This is a genomic window from Pseudonocardia sp. D17, from assembly GCF_036984265.1.
In the GTDB taxonomy this organism is placed as follows: Bacteria; Actinomycetota; Actinomycetes; order Mycobacteriales; family Pseudonocardiaceae; genus Pseudonocardia; species Pseudonocardia benzenivorans.
This window is the reverse complement of the sequence record NZ_BPRG01000217.1, coordinates 389,321-405,125: the sequence shown is the minus strand read 5'-3', so window position 1 is coordinate 405,125 and position 15,805 is coordinate 389,321. Positions and strand designations below refer to the sequence as shown.

Genomic DNA, 15,805 nt, shown 5'->3' with positions numbered 1-15,805 from the left:
CGCGGCAATGGGAACGTCGCTGGAGGACGTCGACGACCTGCGCGGCTGGCTCGCGCTCGTCGACGAGCTGGGCGAGCTGACCGTCCTCGAGGGTGCCGACTGGGACCTCGAGATCGGCGCCGCCTCCGAGGTCAACTACCGGCGCAGCCGCCCCGCGGCGCTGCTGTTCGACCGGGTCACCGGCTACCCGGCGGGTGCCCGGGTGCTCTCGGGCAGCATGTCCAACGCCCGGCGCCTCGGCGTCACGCTGCGGCTGGGCACCGACCTCGACGACCGGAAGCTCGTGCAGGCGTTGCGCAGCAAGCCCAACGAGTGGGTCGCCGCGGCCCCGAGGTTCGCGGCGCGGACCGTCGACACCGGGCCGGTGTGCGAGAACATCGACACCGGCGACGACATCGACCTGCTGAGGTTCCCGGTGCCGCGCTGGCACGAGGGCGACGGCGGCCGCTACATCGGCACGGGCTGCGCCGTCATCACCTGCGACCCGGCGACCGGCGAGATCAACGCCGGCGCCTACCGGATGCAGGTCCAGGACGAGGGCCGGTCCGCGAGCGTCAACATCGAGTCGGGTAAGCACGGCGCGATGCACGTGCGCGACTGGTTCGCGAAGGAGGGCCGCGCGCCCGTCGTCGCGTCGCTCGGCCACGACCCGCTGCTGCTCGTCGTCGCCGGGACCGAGGTGCCGGGCGGGGTGTCCGAGCTCGACTACGCGGGTGCGGTGATCGGGCGGCCCGTCGACGTGGTGCGCGGCGAGGTCACCGGCCTGCCGATCCCGGCGACGGCGGAGATCGTCGTCGAGGGCTGGCTGTACCCGGACCGGACGCGCCCCGAGGGCCCGTTCGGCGAGTGGACCGGCTACTACAGCGGCGGCATCGACCCCGTCCTGACGATGGACATCGAGCGCGTCTACCACCGCGACGACGCGATCCTGCTCGGCGCGCCGCCCGGCAAGCCGCCGCACGACTACTCGTACATGCGCAGCGTCATGAAGTCGGCGATGATCCACGACGCCCTGGTGGCGACGGGTCTGCCCGGCCTGGAGGGCGTCTGGGCGCACGAGGCGGGCGGGGGCAGGCAGCTGCTGGCGGTCTCCATCACGCAGCGCTATGCCGGACACTCGAAGCAGGCCGGAATGCTCACGTCGTCGCTGCCCGCCGCGGCGTACATGAACAAGCTCGTGATCGTCGTCGACGACGACGTCGACCCCCGCAGCCTCGACGAGGTCGTGTGGGCGATGTGCTCGCGCACCGAGCCGGGCCACGACATCGAGGTCGTGCGCCGCACATGGGGCAGCCGGGTCGACCCGCTGCGCGAGCGCGGCGCCCCGGCCTACAACACCCGCGCGGTGATCGACGCGTGTCGACCGTTCGAGCGGCTGGAGGGCTTCCCGGTGGTCGCCGAGGCGAGCCGGGCATTGTGCGACCGCGTGATCGCGAAGTGGCCGGGCCTGGCCTGAGGCTGGTCCGAGGGGGAACGGACATGTCGATCGGAGCGGCCGAGCCCACGGGCCCGGTGCACAGCCTGGGCCGCCGCGAGCTGCTGCGGGTCCTGGACCGGGGGCTCGGCAACACGATCGTCGACGAGATCATCGTCCGCGTCGGCACCGACATCATCGAGGGCAGGCTGTTGCCCGGCGACGACCTCAACTCGGTCGAGCTGGCGCGCAACTTCGGCAGCAGCCGCACCCCGGTGCGCGAGGCGCTGCTGACGCTGGAGCGGGAGGGGTTCGTCGAGATCTCCGCGCACCGGCGGCCGCGGGTGGCGCCGCTGCGGATCGAGGAGGTGCGCGAGCTGTACCGAGTGCGCGCCCACCTGTACGCGCTGGTCAGCCGGGAGCTGGTCGAGGTCGCCTCCGACGACGACCTCGACCGGCTGCAGGCGCTGCAGGACGAGCTCGCCCTGGCGGTCGCCCTCGACGACGTCGACCGCTACTTCTGGACCAATGTGGACTTCCGCAACACCGAGGCCCAGATCACCGGCAACCGCACGCTGTGCCGGGTGCTCGACAACCTGGGCCTGCGGATGCTGCAGCTGCGCCACGTCAGCCTGTCGCTGCCCGGCCGGCTGACGGCGTCGCTCGCCGACCACGACCGGCTGCTGCGCGCCTACCGCGACCGGGACCCCGACCTGGCGGCGGCGCTGACGTCGTCGTTGGTGATCCGGGGGCTCTCGGCGATCGAGCGGTCCGGCTGGACGGGCTCGGGGGGCTGACGCGCCGATGAAGGGCCGTGGGGCGCTGCTGCTCACGCACGCCGTCCTGCTGCAGGCGACGATCTTCCTGGTCCGGCCGACGATCTCCTACCGCGCGTTGGACATCGGCGTCTCGGCGCCGTGGCTGGGCGCGCTCGCGGCGTGCTTCACCATCGCGCCGCTGGCGCTGGCGCTGCCCGCCGGACGGCTGGCCGACCGCCGCGGCGAGCGCCCGGTACTGGTGGCCGGGTCGGTGTTCGCGATCGCGGGCTGCGGACTGATGCTGCTGATCGGGCAGGGCGTCGTCGGGCTGGTCGTGGCGAGCGTGCTGCTCGGCTGCGGGCACCTCTACACGATGCTCGGCGAGCAGAGCCTCGTCGCGGCGCGCGGCGACATGGTGCGCGCCTTCGGCCGGTTCGCGCTGGCCCAGTCGGCGGGGCAGGCGGCGGGACCGCTGGTCGTCGCCGCGCTGGGCGGGTCGGGCACCCACCCCGACACGACGCGGCTGTTCGTCGCCGGGCTCGTGGCCGCCTGCGCGATGGGTGGTGTGACGGTCCTCTTGCGCCCGCCCGCGCGCACCCCGTCCACCGAGGCGGCGAAGGCGGGGCCGGGTGCCCTGCGGACGCTGCTGCGCGTGCCCGACCTGCCGGTCGCCGTGTTGTCGAGCCTGACCGTGATCGCGACGATCGACCTGCTCGTCGTCTACCTGCCGGTACTGGGTGCCGAGCGTGGGCTCGCGGCGTCGACGGTCGGGATGCTGCTGACGATCCGCGCGCTCGCCTCGGTGGTGTCGCGGCTCCTGCTGCCCGGCGGCACCCGCAGGCTCGGCCGTCGCGGGTTGCTGCTCGCGAGCCTCGCCGGCTCGACCGCCGCCGTCGCGCTGCTGCCCGCCGGGCACGCGATCTGGGTGCTCGTCGTCCTCGTGGTGTTCGCCGGGTTCGCGCTCGGCGTCGGCCAGCCGCTGACGATGGCGTGGGTCGCCGAGGTCGCCCCGGCACCGTTGCGCGGCACCGCGTTGTCGCTGCGGCTGTCGGGCAACCGGCTCGGACAGACCGTGCTGCCCGCCGTCGCCGGACTGTGCGCCGCCGGGCTCGGCACCGCCGGCGTGTTCTGGACTCTGGCCGCCTCGCTCGGTACGACAGGGGTCCTCGCCGCGGCAGCGCGCGGCGGCAGAGCCTGATCGTCTGGGAGGTTCCGTGCTCGACACGCGCAGGCTGCGCATCTTCTGCACCGTCGCCGAGGAGGGCTCGTTCACCGCGGCGGCCGCACGGCTGCACTTCACGCAGTCCGCGGTGTCGCAGCAGATGGCGATCCTCGAACGCGAGATCGGCACCCCGCTCGTCGACCGCCGCCCGCGCGGTATCCAGCTCACCGCTGCCGGCACGTTGCTCGCCGAACGGGCACGGTCGCTGCTCAACGAGCTCGCCGGCCTCGAACAGGAGGTCTGCCGCATCGGCAGCCGTCCCACGGCCGTGCACCTCGGCGTCTTCACGACGGCCGGTGCGCACCTCGTCCCGCTCGTCGTGCGCGAGTACCGCCGGCGCCACCCCGACACCCAGCTCGTCCTGCATCCCTCACAGCCCGGGGAGCTGCCCGCCCAGCTCGCCGACGGCCTGATCACCGTCGGCCTGAGCTGGGACTACGACTTCGCGCCGCGCCCCGACGAGGGACTGCTGCACCACCACCTGCGCGACGACCCGATGTGTGTGCTGCTCCCGGAGAACCACCCGGTCGCAGGCAGTGCCTCGGTGCGGCTGCGCGACCTGTCCGACGAGCCGTGGATCGCCCGCGACCATCGCGCGCCCTACGCCGACGCGCTCGAGGTGATGTGCCGCATCGCAGGCTTCGAGCCCGACGTCGTGTTCCGCACCGAGGACTACTCCGCGCTGCAGGGGCTCGTCGCCGCCGGGGTGGGGGTGGCGGTCGCGCCGCGGCTGGCGCTCGTCGCGCAGCGGCCCGACATCGTCGCGGTGCCGTTCGAGGACCCGGCGTTCACCCGCCGGATCGACGCCGTGACGCTGCTGGAGTCGGCGCGCGACCCGCTCGTCACCGCGCTCGTCGACCTGCTGCGCGAGGTGGCCCGACCCCAGGTCTCCTAATCCCTGGGGTAAGGCATTCGCGCTGGTCAGGGCGGAAATGCCGACCTAGCGTCGAGATGTGGATCCGACGACGCAACCCGTGCTCGACGCGCACGCGCACGCCGTCCCCGAACCCCTGCTGACGGCACTGGCCGCCCGCGGCGGGATCGACGGCGTCACCGCCCACGACACCGGGAGCGGATGGAGCGTCGAGCTGCCCGGCGCCGGCCCGAAGCCCGTCCGGCCGCCGATGTACCGCGCCGACCGGCGCGCCGAGTACCGCTCCGCGACAGGCATCGACGGGCAGCTCCTCTCCCCCTGGCTCGATCTGCAGCCCACCGCCGCGATGCCCGCCGACGCCGCCCGCAGCTGGGCGGCGCGGGTCAACGACGCGCTGCTCACCGACAACGCCGCCACCGGTGGACCGGGCGTCCTCGCCACCGTCGCGCTCGACGACGTCGAGGCCGCGGCCAAGGACCTGGAGGCCGCCGTCCGCGACGGCTGCGCGGGACTCGTGCTCTCGACCGATCCCGTGCACTGCACGTCGCTGGCCGACCGACGGCTCGATCCCCTGTGGACGGTCGCGGCCGGGCTCGGCGTGCCCGTGCAGCTGCACCCCGCCTCGACCGGCCCGGCGCGGACGCTGCCCGACAGTGCCGAGTTCGGCAACGCGTACTGCCGCCTCGTCGACACCACGTTCGGCGTCGCCCGGCTGCTGCTGGCCGGGGTACTCGACCGCTTCCCCGGGCTGCGGCTGATCACCGTCCACGGTGGAGGGTTCCTGCCCTACCAGGCCGCCCGCCTCGACGGCGCCCACCGCGCCGACGCCCTCTCCGCCCACCCCATCGGCCGCGACCGCCCCTCGGACTACCTGCGCGACCTGTACTACGACACCGTCGCGCTCACCCCCGAGGCGATCCGCTTCCTCACCGACGCCGTCGGCCACGACCGCGTCCTGCTCGGTTCCGACAGTCCCTTCCCGCTCGGCGACCCGCAGCCGGCGACGACGGTGCGCGCGGCCGGCCTCGGCCCCGTCGCCACCGACGCCGTCCTCGGCGGCAACCTCGGCGGCCTGCTCACCGGGAGTCCCTCATGACCTCCACCGTCCGCCGCGCGGGCCGCGGCGAACCCGTGGTCCTGTTGCACCCCTTGGCCTTGTCCGGCGCCGTGTGGGGCGAGTTCGCCACCCGGCTCGTCGCCGCCGGGTTCGACGTCGTCGCCCCCGACGCCCGCGGCCACGGCGCCGAACCCGCCCCCTGGGACGGCGCCCCGTTCAGCATCGCCGACCTCGCCGACGACGTCGCCACCCTGCTCGACGACCTCGGCGTCGACCGCGCGCACGTCGTCGGCATGTCGATGGGCGGCAGCATCGCCGTCGAGCTGGCCGCACGTCATCCCGGGCGCGTCGACCGGCTGGTCCTCGCCGACACCACCGCCTGGTACGGCCCCAACGCCCCCGCCGCCTGGACCGAACGCGCCGCCCGCGCGGTCGGGGTGCCCCGTCGTCGGCAGATCCCGTTCCAGACCGACCGCTGGTTCACCGACGAGTTCGTCCGCACCGCCCACGACGAGGTGCGCCGAGTCGCCGCCGTGTTCACCGCGACCGACTCGCTCGCCCATGCCGCCGCCTGCCGCGCCCTCGGTGCCCTCGACGCCCGGGAGCGGCTCGCCTCGATCACCGCGCCGACGCTCGTGCTCACCGGCGAGGAGGACCTCGCGACGCCGCCGTCGATGGGCCGTGCGCTCGCCGACGGCATCCCCGGCAGCCGGTTCGAGCTGCTCCCGGCCCTGCGGCACATGTCGCTCGTCGAACGCCCCGCGCTCGCCGCCGTCGTCGCCGCGCACCTGCGCGGGGCCGCGGCACCGAAGCTGTCCGATGTGGACTGCGGCTGCGCCGCGCACGCCGAGGAGGTGGTCGTGTGAAACCCGGCCGGTTCACCTACCACGCCCCCCGCAGCGTCGACGAGGCCCTCGCGGTACTCGGGCAGCACGCCGGTGATGCGAAGGTCCTCGCCGGCGGGCAGAGCCTCATGCCGCTGCTGAACTTCCGGGTCGCCGAACCCGGGCACCTCGTCGACGTCAACCGGCTCCCCGGCCTGTCCGAGCCCGTGCGCACCGCGACCGGCTGGCACGTCCCCGCCCTCGTGCGGCAGCGCGCCGTCGAACGCTCGGCGGCGCTGACCGGCGCGTTCCCGCTGCTCGGCAGGGCCCTGCACGAGGTCGCGCACCCCCAGATCCGCAACCGCGGCACCCTCTGCGGCAGCCTCGCCCACGCCGACGCCGCCGCCGAGCTGCCCGCCGTCGTCACCGCGCTCGACGGGCGGCTGCGCATCGCGTCGCCCCGCGGCGAGCGGACCGTCGCCGCCGCGGACTTCTTCGTCTTCCACCTCACCACCGCGCTGGAGGACGACGAGTTGCTGCTCGGCGTCGACCTCGACGACCTGCCCGCCGGCACCACCACGTCGTTCCACGAGTTCGCGGGTCGCCGCGGCGACTTCGCGCTCGCCGCGGTCGCCGGACAGGCCACCCGCGACACCCGCGGCGTCGTCACCCGGTGCCGGCTGGTCGCCGCCGGGGTCGCCGGCACGCCGCTGCGGCTGCGCGCTGCCGAGGACGTGCTGCTCGGCGCCCGCCTCGACGACTCCGCGCTCGCCGCCGCCACCCGCGCCGCCGCCCACGAGGCCCGGCCCACCGGCGACGTCCACGCCTCCGCCGGCTACCGCCGCGACCTGGTCGGGACACTCACCCGCCGGGTCCTCGCCGACATCGCCGCCGCCGTCCCCACCGAGGAGCTGACCCATGCCTGACCAGGACGAACCCGTCTGGGTCGACACCACCGTCAACGGTGTCCGGCACGAGGAGGTCGTCGACGCGCGCACCACGCTCGCCGACTTCCTGCGCGGCCGGCTGCGGCTCACCGGCACCCACGTCGGCTGCGAGCACGGCGTCTGCGGTGCCTGCACCGTCATCGTCGACGGCGCCGCCGTCCGCTCCTGCCTCATGCTCGCCGTCCAGGCCGACGGCGCCGTCGTCGAGACCGTCGAGGGCCTCACCGACGACCCGGGTGACCTCACCCCGCTGCAGGACGCCTTCTCCCGCCACCACGCCGTCCAATGTGGATTCTGCACGAGCGGGTTCATGATGAGCACCACCGCGGCGCTGCGCGAAGGCCCCGTCACCGACGAGGCACAGGCCCGGGACGTGTTGTCCGGCAACATCTGCCGCTGCACCGGCTACACCGGCATGGTCGCGGCGCTGCTCGAGGTCGGAGGCACTCGTGACGACCACTGAACCCCGCACGCAGAAGATGATCGGCGCGTCCGTCCTGCGCCGCGAGGACCGGCGGCTGCTCACCGGCGCCGCCACCTACCTCGACGACCTGGAGCTGCCGGGCTGCTACGAGGCCGCGTTCGTGCGCAGCCCGCACGCCGCCGCCCGGATCGTCTCCATCGACACCTCCGCCGCCGCCGCGATGCCCGGCGTCCTCGGGGTGTGGACCGGCGCCGACCTGCCCGAGATCGCCAAGGGCATCCCGCCCAAGGTCGTGCACCCCCAGCTGCGCGACGTCCCCCGGGTGCCGCTGCCCGCCGACTTCGTCAAGTTCGTCGGGGAACCCGTGGCGGTCGTCGTCGCCACCTCGCGCTACGTCGCCGAGGACGCCCTCGACCTCGTCGAGGTCGAGTACGACGTGCTGCCGGCGGTCTCGTCGACGGGCGCGGCGCTCGCCGCCTCCGCGCCGCTCGTGCACGAAGGCGCAGAGAACAACATCGCGATCCACGTCGTCCAGACCGCGGGCGATCCCGCTGCCGCCATGGACGCGGCGCCGCACCGGCTGCGCGAGCGGTTCACCGTCGCCCGCGGCGGCGGCCACTCCATGGAGACGCGCGGCGTCGCCGCCCGCTTCGACCCCACCACCGAGCAGCTCGTCGTCTGGGACACCACCCAGTCGCCGCACTACGTCCGCAACACCCTCGCATACCTCTACGACATGCCCGAGGACGGCATCCGCGTCGTCGCCCCGCCCGACGTGGGCGGCGGCTTCGGGCCGAAGGCGCAGTTCTACGGCGAGGAGGCGGTCATCCCGTGGGTCGCGCGGCTGCTGCGCAACCCGGTCAAGTGGGTCGAGGACCGTCGCGAGAACTTCGTCGCGACCATGATGGAGCGGACGCAGGTCCACGACGTCGAGATCGGGTTCGACGACGACGGCCACATCCTCGCGATCCGCAACGTCTTCGAGCACGACCAGGGCGCCTACTGCGCGGGCCTGCAGGTCCCGATGATCACCCTGTCGACGCTGCCCGGCCAGTACCGCATCCCGAACATCCACACCGAGCTGATCGCCTGCTACACCAACATGGTCCCCACCAGCTCCGTGCGCGGGGCGGGCCGGCCGCAGGCGGTCGTCGCGATGGAACGGATGGTCGACCGCGCGGCCGAGCACCTGGGCATGGACCCGGTGGAGTTCCGGCGTCGCAACCTGGTGCAGGCCGACGAGTTCCCCTACCGCGTGGGCCTGACGTTCCGCGACGGCAGCCCGCTCACCTACGACAGCGGCAACTTCCCGCTGCTGCTGGAGAAGACGCTCTCCGCCTTCCGCTACGAGGAGCAGCGCTCGCTCCAGGCCGCCGCCCGTGCCGAGGGACGACTCGTCGGCATCGGGATCGCCGCCTACGTCGAGGGCTGCGGGCTCGGCCCCTACGAGGGCTCCCGCTACCGACTGCTCAACGACGGCACCGTCCTCGTGACGCTCGCCGCCGCGCCGCAGGGCCAGGGCTACGAGACGGTCTACGCCCAGATCGCCGCCGACGCGCTCGGCATGGACATGGACCTCATCCGCGTCACGACGGGTGACACCAGCCGGATCCCGTTCGGGCAGGGCACCTTCGCCTCACGCAACACCGCCACCGCCGGGCCCGCGACGTTGCAGGCCGGGCAGGAGATGCGCGGCAAGCTGCTGCAGGTCGCCGAGGCCATGCTCAAGACGAGCGCCGCGTCGCTGACCATCCGCGGCAACCGCGTCGAGGTCACCGACGACCCCACCCGCAGCGTCAGCCTGCGCGACATCGCCGGGGCGGCCAACGTCGGCAAGCACGGCATCACCCTCGCCCCCGGAATCCTCCCGGGGCTGGAGACGACCGTCTACTTCGCACCCGAACGCGCCGCCTACGCCAGCGGCACCCACGCCGTCGCCGTCGAGATCGACCCGGAGACCGGCGCCATCGACGTCCTGCGCTACGTCATCGGGCACGACTGCGGCAACGTCATGAACCCGATGCTCGTCGACGGGCAGGTGCTCGGCGGGTTCGCCCACGGTGTCGGCAACGCCATGTACGAGGAGCCGTTCTACGACGAGACCGGCCAGCCGCAGAGCACGAGCTACCTCGACTACAGCCTGCCGTCGTCGATGGAGGTACCGCCCGTCGAGCTGGTGCACATCCACACCCCCAGCCCCCTCAACCCGTTGGGTGCCAAGGGTGCCGGCGAGGGCGGCACCATCCCGGTGCCGGCCGCGATCGCCAATGCCGTCGAGGACGCCCTGCGCCCCTTCGGCGCCCGCATCACCTCGCTGCCGATCACCCCACCCAAGATCGTCGACGCGCTGAGCACCGACGACCTCGACGGGACCGGCCCGTGGCACGGCTGATCGACACCCTCGAGGTCGAGGCACCCGTCGACACCTGCTTCGCGCGGCTCACCGCGCCACCCGCCCCGCCCCGCCCGCTCGTGCTGGGGCTGGGCGGACAGCGAGTCGAGTACCGGGACGCGACGCTGCGGGTCGTGAGCAGCGACCCCGCGCGCCGTCGTGTCGTCCTGCGTGCCGGGGACAGCGACGGCCGGGTGAGCGCGACGATCGCCGCGGCGCTCCGCCCGGGCACCGCGGGGACGACGATCGACGTCGTCACCGACCTCGTCGTCACCGGCGAGGGCGCGGACGTCGCCCGGGCGCTGCTGCCCTCCTTGGCGCGCCGGGTCCTCTCCGACCTGACGTCCTCCGCAGCGACCCCGCCCCCGCCCGCCGCAGCCCCGTCCACCGCAACCCCGTCCACCGCAACCCCGTCCACTGCAGCCCCGTCCGCCGCAGCCATCCCGGCTTTGCAGGCCCCCACCGCGCCCGCAGCCGCGCCGCGGACCCGACGCCGCCCGGCGCTCCTCGTCGCGGCCGCAGTCGCACTGGCAGCAGCGGCCGCCGCAGCGGTGGCAACCCGGCCGCGATGAGCCGATCCGGTGCGCACGGCGACGAATCCGTCGCCCTGCGCGCCGGATCGCCGTCTGCGGTGCCACGCCGGCGTCCGCTGTTCCTTGCCGACTCGGTCACGTAGTCACAGCTCCGCGACGTCCCGTCGTAGTGGGCACCGTGGCCGGTGTCGACGGCCGGAGTGCTCTCGATCGTCATGTCGACGGCCACGGCTCAGTCCCGTTCTCTCCCCGGTTCCTCCCGTTCGTCGTGGTCGCCGGCTGTCGGGCCGATGTCGGCCCCGGCCCCTTCGCCCGACGGTGACCAGCCGCTGTGACTGACGTTCCGCAGTCGTCCACCTGGTGTGACTTGAGTCGCGAGCACCGTTGACCGAAGTGGTGCCTGCCGGTCTCATCGCTCACGACGCAACCCGGCGCGGTGAGCATCGCCGGGCATGACGAGGAGGTCATTCGTTTGCGAGTACTCGTGACGGGCGGGCTGGGCGTGAACGGCTCATGGGTCGTTCGCGCGCTCGTCGAGCAGGAGCACGAGGTCGTGGTCCTCGAGAATCGCGAGGACACGTCGTTGATCCCCGACGTGGCCGACGAGATCCAGGTTGCCGTTGCCGACGTCGCCGATGTCGGCCAGGTCCACCCCGTCTTCGAGCAGCACCGGCCGGACGTGGTCGTCCACATGGCCGCGGTCATCCGCGCCGACCAGGACCCGGTCGCCGCGGTGCGGGTCAACATCGGGGGCACGGCGGCAGTCTGCGAGGCCGCCGCGGCGACCGGAGTCGGCCGCATCGTGTACACGAGCTCCCGCGCGGTCTACGGGGCACTGTCCGGCAGGCACGGACATCCGGAATACGTGCCGGTCACCGAGGAACATCCCCGTGACCCCGTGGCACTCTACGACGTCACGAAGGTGTCGTGCGAGGAGCTGGGCCGGTGGTACGCCCGCAACCGCGGCATCGAGTTCGTCTCGCTCCGGTTCGCGACGATCTTCGGTCCGGGCAAGCTGCAGCGCCACGGTGGCTTCTCCACCTACAGCTCCATGATCGAGCTACCCGCGGTGGGTGAGTCGGTCCACCTCGCCCAGGGCGGTGACCAACGAGATGACGCGATCTACGTCGTCGACATCGCCGAGGCGGTGGTGGCTGCGGTCCTCGCCCCGGGGCCACTGCCGCACGACGCCTACAACATCGGCACCGGTCGCACGGCCTCGTTGCACGATCTCGCCGAGGCCGTCCGTGACGCCGTTCCAGGCGCTGTCATCGAAATCGGTCCGGGACTGGATCCGATGGGCATGGGCGTGAGCTACTACGGCGCGCTGGACAGCACACGTGCGCGCATCGAACTCGGCTGGACGCCACGGTTCACCATCGGTGCCGCCGTCGAGCACTACCTCAGCACCCTCGATCGGCTGGACCTGCTGCTCTCCCGATCTTCTTCCTCGATCAGCCAGGAGTCCCGATGAGCTTCGTCGTCGGCCGACGCCGCCGCCGTGGAGCACCGCAGCTTCTGGGGATACGCCCTCCTCCACACACCGGCGACCACACCCGTTACATGGAAGGAACCCGATGCTGAGCCTTGTCGACTCCGGGAGCGGAACCGTCGTCGGGAGCGTCCGGGGCGAGAATGTCCTCCTCGACGTGTACCGCACAGGGTCCGGACCCACCCTCTTGCTCCTGCACGGTGCCGAGGGCCGCGAAGCCGACGAGGCCTTCACGGACGCGCTCGCCGAGCGGTTCACGGTCGTCGCCCCCAGCCATCCCGGGTTCGGGCTGTCCCCACGCCCCGACTGGTGCGATTCGGTCGACGACCTCGCCTACCTGTATCTCGAATGGCTGGAACAGCAGGACCTGCACGACGTCGTCGTCGTCGGACTCCAGTTCGGCGGCTGGGTCGCCGCGGAGATGGCCGTACGCGAGTGCTCCCGGATCGGGAGGCTCGTCCTCGTCGACCCGGTCGGGATCAAGGTCGGAGGCCGCGAAGACCGCGACATCACCGACGTGTTCGCCATCTCTCGTGCCGAGCTCGACTCCCGCAACTACGCCGATCCGGCGGCGGGCCCGGGCGACCTGGCACTGGCCCCGCACGAGGACGTCCTGCACATCGCCCGGAACGAGGAGGCGCTGGCGCTCTACGGGTGGGAGCCATACCTGCACAACCCCCGCCTACGGCGCTGGCTCGGCCGCGTGCATGTCCCGGCCCTCGTGATCTGGGGTGCCCAGGACGGCATCGTGAGCCCGGAGTACGGGCGCGCCTACGCGGACTCGATCCCCGGCGCCCGCTTCGAGCTCGTCGAGGGCGCCGGCCACCGCGCTCAGATCGAGCAGCCCGACACCCTCGCCGAGCTCGTCGTCGAGCACGCAGCCTGACGGGCTCAGGCGCACCCCGAGGAGAACCTGATGCAGTACTGGCACTTCAGCGAGACCGCCTACCCGTACCTGCCTCCGGAGGAGACGATCAACTCCGTCCGGGTCACGCTGCCGAACGGCGTGATCGACCCGGCTCGGGCGGCGGACCTCTGGGACCGATACCTGGCCGAGTGGCAGGTCGCCGACGAGTGCGGTCTCAACGTGATGATCAACGAGCACCATGCGACGGCCACGTGCATGGACCCGGCGGCACCGGTCATCGCGGGGATCCTCGGTCGGATCACGAAGGATGCGCGAATCCTCATCCTCGGCAACCCGGTGGCGAACCGGAAGGACCCGGTCCGGGTCGCCGAGGAGATGGCACTGGTCGACCTGCTCAGCCACGGGCGGCTCGAGGTGGGCTTCGTAAGGGGCGTCCCGTACGAGGTGTCCGCGGTGAACAGCAAGCCGGTCATGATGAGCGAGCGCATGTGGGAGGCGATCGAGCTGATCCAGAAGGCCTGGACGACGCACGACGGCCCCTTCAGCTGGGAGGGCAGGTTCTTCCAGCAGCGTCACGTCAACATCTGGCCCCGGCCCTTGCAGCAGCCCGCCCCGCCGGTCTGGGTTACCGCGATGACCCCCGGCAGTGCCGCCCGGATCGCGGACGACAACTACGTCATCGCCTCTTTCCTCACCGGCTACGAGGGCACCCGGAAAGTATTCGAGGCCTACCGGGACCGGGTGGCCGAGACCGGTCGCCCCACCCCCGCCGACGACCGCTTCGCCTACGCCGCCCTCACGTACACCGGTGATACCGACGAGGAAGGCCTTGAAGGCGCCCGGAAGCTGATGTGGTACGTCAAGGCCAACAAAGTGCCCTTCGAGTTCGTGCAGCCGCCGGGCTACACCCCGTACTTCGCCCGTGCCGCCGGACTTCGTGGTGAGCGGTCTGCCTACGACTTCAAGTCCCTGACCCTCGAGGACCTCATCGAGGAGGGCATCGTCTTCGCGGGGAGCCCGTCGACGGTCCGCGGTCAGATCGAGAAGTTCTACGAGAAGGTCGGTGGCTTCGGGCACCTCTTGCTGATGGGCCAGGCCGGCTTCCTGGAGCACGACGAGACGGTCAGGGGCATCCGCACGTTCGCCGAGCACGTCAGGCCCAGGCTCGACGACATCTTCACCGCCCATCCCGTGGCCGTCTGAGCGGGCGACGTGCGCTCCGGGGAAAGGCCGACGATGACCGGATCCGGCAGCCGCTTCCTCGTCGTGGACGGCATCCGCACCCACGTCCTGGAGGAAGGCTTCGGGCCGCCGGTCATCCTCCTCCACTCGGGAGAGTACGGCGCCTGCGCGGAGAGCTCATGGTCCTCCCTGATGCCGGCGCTGGCCGAAGTGGGCTACCACGCCGTCGCCCCGGACTGGCTCGGATTCGGGCGTACCGACAAGATGGTCGACTTCGCGGACCCGACAGGGCGGCGGATGCGCCACATGGCTGCCACGATCGAGGCGCTGGACCTCGGACCTGCTGCCGTCGTCGGCAACTCCATGGGCGGCACGTACCTGGCCGAGGACCTCGCGCGCGACGAGCCCGGGTTCCGGGCCGCCGCGGCGGTCCTCGTCAGCGGTGGCGGCTTCGTGCCCGACAACGAGGCCCGCCGCGCGATCCTCGACTACGACCTGACCGAGGAGGGGATGGCGCGCATCCTGCGCACCCTGATGTTCTCGCCGGCCCTGGCCGAGGACCCCGAGTACGTGCGCTGGCGCCACCGGCTCAGTCTCGAGCCCGGTGCCTGGCAGTGCGCGGCATCGGCCCGCCTGCGTCCCCCGGGCAGCGAGGGCGGCGGTGAGTTCGGGAAGGTCGACACCACCCCGTACGAGAACATCACCGTGCCGACGTTGCTGGTCGCGGGGGCCGACGACCCACTCCGGCTGCCCGGATACGCCGACGAGGTCGCGGCCCGAATACCTGACGTCGAGTTGGTGGTCTATCCGGACTGCGGGCACCTCCCGCACATCGAACATCCCGAGCGGTTCCGCGACGACCTGCTGTCGTTCCTCGACCGCCGTTTCCGGGAGGAGGTGTCGTCATGACGGCAGTGACCGGCGTTCACCTACCGTGCCGCATCCGGTCGGCGGGCGACGGGCGTCGCCGTGGCGACCGGAGCGGTCACCGGTCGACGGCCGTCGACGACGACCCACAGGTGTCGGCGCCTGGCCGATAGCCTGGCAGGAGGTCTGCATGGAAGGAGACGGCCGGCCATGGCATCGGTGCGCAGCGGGCTGCATGCGGGCACGTTGACGGCGTGGGAAAGCAGCTACTTCGCGCAGCTCTCCCCCGAGATCCGCAATGCGATGCTCCGCGATGCCTTTGTCGTGACGGTGCCCGCGGGACACGCCATCTACGAGGCATTCGGGCCGCCCAGACTGGCGCTCCTCCACCACGGCCAAGCACGGGTCAAGGTCGTGTCGAAGGAGGGCCGCGTCGCGACAGTGCGGTACGCAGGCCCTGGTCAGGTCATCGGCCTCCCATCGGCGATCGCACAGAGCTCCCCGGTCGGGGCCGACTCGATCACCGACTGCGAGCTGTCGATGCTCAATGTCAACACGCTCCGCCGCCTCGCCGGGAGCGACGCGACGCTGTCCTGGCTCCTCGCTCAGCAGGCGTGCCAAATCGTGTTCGAGACGGTGGAGTTCCTCGGGGACAACCTGTTCGGAACGGTTCAGCAACGGGTCAGCAGACACCTGCTCGACCTGGCCTCGAACTCCCCCGAGGGCTTGATCGTCGAGGTCGAGCAGCAGGAGCTCGCCGACGCGATCGGCTCGGTGCGCGAGGTGGTGGCACGTGCGCTTCGGAAGCTCCGCGGAGCGGGCGTCGTCGAACGCCACGCGAAAGGGATCCGGATCGCGGACCCGAGTGGGCTGCACCGCCTGGCGGCCGGCCAGGAAGCACGCAAGGACTCCCCGGGAGGCGCCTCGCCCTGAGCGAGCTCGACAGCGGTA

At 72.4% G+C, this 15,805-nt stretch carries 15 protein-coding genes; all 15 read left to right on the top strand.

The window, feature by feature from the left end; translation table 11 throughout:
* Positions 1-7 precede the first annotated feature (7 nt).
* Positions 8-1,456 (top strand): UbiD family decarboxylase, encoded by a 1,449-nt coding sequence (locus PSD17_RS31400; RefSeq protein WP_103383631.1) that lies wholly within the window; start codon positions 8-10, stop codon positions 1,454-1,456.
* Positions 1,457-1,479: 23 nt separating this feature from the next.
* Entirely contained in the window at positions 1,480-2,211 is a 732-nt protein-coding gene (locus PSD17_RS31395; RefSeq protein ID WP_013677093.1) for a GntR family transcriptional regulator, read from the top strand.
* A gap of 7 nt (positions 2,212-2,218) precedes the next feature.
* The gene (locus tag PSD17_RS31390; protein ID WP_013677094.1) at positions 2,219-3,370 is read left to right on the top strand and encodes an MFS transporter; all 1,152 of its coding nucleotides are present in this window, start codon (positions 2,219-2,221) and stop codon (positions 3,368-3,370) included.
* Positions 3,371-3,386: 16 nt separating this feature from the next.
* Complete coding sequence (locus PSD17_RS31385) at positions 3,387-4,289, top strand: LysR family transcriptional regulator (RefSeq protein WP_013677095.1); 903 nt, start codon at positions 3,387-3,389, stop codon at positions 4,287-4,289.
* 58 nt (positions 4,290-4,347) lie between these two features.
* Positions 4,348-5,364, top strand: a complete 1,017-nt coding sequence (locus PSD17_RS31380; RefSeq protein WP_103383630.1) for an amidohydrolase family protein — start codon at positions 4,348-4,350, stop codon at positions 5,362-5,364.
* Positions 5,361-6,191: an alpha/beta fold hydrolase gene (locus tag PSD17_RS31375; RefSeq protein ID WP_339125979.1), complete on the top strand. Its 831-nt coding sequence runs from the start codon at positions 5,361-5,363 to the stop codon at positions 6,189-6,191. Before PSD17_RS31380 ends, PSD17_RS31375 begins: the two co-directional genes overlap by 4 nt.
* Positions 6,188-7,075: an FAD binding domain-containing protein gene (locus PSD17_RS31370; RefSeq protein ID WP_103383629.1), complete on the top strand. Its 888-nt coding sequence runs from the start codon at positions 6,188-6,190 to the stop codon at positions 7,073-7,075. Before PSD17_RS31375 ends, PSD17_RS31370 begins: the two co-directional genes overlap by 4 nt.
* Positions 7,068-7,559: a (2Fe-2S)-binding protein gene (locus tag PSD17_RS31365; RefSeq protein ID WP_339125978.1), complete on the top strand. Its 492-nt coding sequence runs from the start codon at positions 7,068-7,070 to the stop codon at positions 7,557-7,559. The genes PSD17_RS31370 and PSD17_RS31365 overlap by 8 nt, the downstream gene beginning before the upstream one ends.
* A complete protein-coding gene (locus PSD17_RS31360; RefSeq protein WP_013677100.1) occupies positions 7,546-9,912 on the top strand; it encodes a xanthine dehydrogenase family protein molybdopterin-binding subunit in 2,367 nt (788 codons plus the stop codon). Before PSD17_RS31365 ends, PSD17_RS31360 begins: the two co-directional genes overlap by 14 nt.
* Positions 9,900-10,484 carry a hypothetical protein gene (locus tag PSD17_RS31355; RefSeq protein ID WP_339125977.1) on the top strand — a complete coding sequence of 195 codons (585 nt, stop codon included), beginning with the start codon at positions 9,900-9,902 and terminating at the stop codon, positions 10,482-10,484. Before PSD17_RS31360 ends, PSD17_RS31355 begins: the two co-directional genes overlap by 13 nt.
* 433 nt (positions 10,485-10,917) lie before the next feature.
* Positions 10,918-11,919 carry an NAD-dependent epimerase/dehydratase family protein gene (locus PSD17_RS31350; protein ID WP_339125976.1) on the top strand — a complete coding sequence of 334 codons (1,002 nt, stop codon included), beginning with the start codon at positions 10,918-10,920 and terminating at the stop codon, positions 11,917-11,919.
* Between the two features lie 103 nt (positions 11,920-12,022).
* The gene (locus PSD17_RS31345) at positions 12,023-12,823 is read left to right on the top strand and encodes an alpha/beta fold hydrolase (protein ID WP_339125975.1); all 801 of its coding nucleotides are present in this window, start codon (positions 12,023-12,025) and stop codon (positions 12,821-12,823) included.
* A 30-nt stretch (positions 12,824-12,853) separates the two neighbouring features.
* On the top strand, positions 12,854-14,008 hold the full coding sequence (locus PSD17_RS31340) for an LLM class flavin-dependent oxidoreductase (protein ID WP_339125974.1): 1,155 nt from the start codon (positions 12,854-12,856) through the stop codon (positions 14,006-14,008).
* 33 nt (positions 14,009-14,041) lie between these two features.
* On the top strand, positions 14,042-14,896 hold the full coding sequence (locus tag PSD17_RS31335) for an alpha/beta fold hydrolase (RefSeq protein ID WP_339125973.1): 855 nt from the start codon (positions 14,042-14,044) through the stop codon (positions 14,894-14,896).
* 168 nt (positions 14,897-15,064) lie between these two features.
* The gene (locus tag PSD17_RS31330; RefSeq protein ID WP_103381740.1) at positions 15,065-15,787 is read left to right on the top strand and encodes a Crp/Fnr family transcriptional regulator; all 723 of its coding nucleotides are present in this window, start codon (positions 15,065-15,067) and stop codon (positions 15,785-15,787) included.
* Positions 15,788-15,805: the final 18 nt, after the last annotated feature.

Excerpts from the sequence above, each read along its gene's own strand:
- PSD17_RS31375 (WP_339125979.1), top strand. The coding sequence starts at position 5,361 with ATGACCTCCACCGTCCGCCGCGCGGGCCGCGGCGAACCCGTGGTCCTG.
- PSD17_RS31345 (WP_339125975.1), top strand. The coding sequence starts at position 12,023 with ATGCTGAGCCTTGTCGACTCCGGGAGCGGAACCGTCGTCGGGAGCGTC.
- PSD17_RS31365 (WP_339125978.1), top strand. The coding sequence starts at position 7,068 with ATGCCTGACCAGGACGAACCCGTCTGGGTCGACACCACCGTCAACGGT.
- PSD17_RS31335 (WP_339125973.1), top strand. The coding sequence starts at position 14,042 with ATGACCGGATCCGGCAGCCGCTTCCTCGTCGTGGACGGCATCCGCACC.
- PSD17_RS31395 (WP_013677093.1), top strand. The coding sequence starts at position 1,480 with ATGTCGATCGGAGCGGCCGAGCCCACGGGCCCGGTGCACAGCCTGGGC.
- PSD17_RS31400 (WP_103383631.1), top strand. The coding sequence starts at position 8 with ATGGGAACGTCGCTGGAGGACGTCGACGACCTGCGCGGCTGGCTCGCG.
- PSD17_RS31390 (WP_013677094.1), top strand. The coding sequence starts at position 2,219 with ATGAAGGGCCGTGGGGCGCTGCTGCTCACGCACGCCGTCCTGCTGCAG.
- PSD17_RS31340 (WP_339125974.1), top strand. The coding sequence starts at position 12,854 with ATGCAGTACTGGCACTTCAGCGAGACCGCCTACCCGTACCTGCCTCCG.
- PSD17_RS31330 (WP_103381740.1), top strand. The coding sequence starts at position 15,065 with ATGGCATCGGTGCGCAGCGGGCTGCATGCGGGCACGTTGACGGCGTGG.